This is a genomic window from Streptomyces sodiiphilus, from assembly GCF_039529215.1.
Taxonomy (GTDB): Bacteria; Actinomycetota; Actinomycetes; order Streptomycetales; family Streptomycetaceae; genus Streptomyces; species Streptomyces sodiiphilus.
In genome coordinates this window covers 1-630 of sequence record NZ_BAAAMJ010000098.1, presented here as the reverse complement: position 1 = coordinate 630, position 630 = coordinate 1, and the positions used below count along the sequence as shown (strand labels likewise).

General features: G+C 69.0%; 1 protein-coding gene. It reads right to left on the bottom strand.

Annotated features, from left to right (window positions below; translation table 11 throughout):
• Window positions 1–630: RHS repeat-associated core domain-containing protein (locus ABD299_RS24760; protein WP_344266979.1), on the bottom strand; the 630-nt coding region annotated here is incomplete at both ends.

Here is a 630-nt window from a genome sequence, read left to right as displayed (position 1 = left end):
GCTGTAGGTGAGGGGGTTGTTGTTGGCGTAGGTGTAGCCGTGGATCTGCTGGGGGTCGGTGAGATCCATGAGGGGGTCGAGGGAGATGAAGCGTCCCAGGGCGGGGTCGTATTCGCGGGCCTGGAGGTGGGTGAGGCCGGTGGTGGTGTCGGTGATGCCGCCGATGAAGCCGCGGGATCCTGGCCATGCCTCTCCGGGGTCGTCGCCTCTGGTGTCGCCGAAGGGGAGGGTGCGGCGCTGGGTGATGTTCTGGGTGGCGGCCTCGATGGCGAAGTGGCCGGTGCCGTGGTGGTCGGCGAGGGTGAAGGACGCTTCGCCGTCGTCGGTGATCACGGCCGTGTGGCCGCCGCCGAGATCGATGTAGCGGGTGGCTTCGGGGGTGGTGGAGCCGGCCGGGACGGTGATCTCGGTGTGGCCGAGGTAGAGGGTGGTCTCCTCGGCTGTCCGTCCGATCAGCCGGGATCCGTCGGCGTCGTACAGGTACTCCGTGGTGGTGCCGTCGGCGTCGGTGACGGTCTCGACGCGGCCTTCCGGATTCCAGGAGAGGGTCTGGGTGTCACCACCGGTCTGCCGGGCCACGGTGTTGCCGGTGGCGTCGTAGGCGTACTCCTCCAGCGACCTCACCCCGGG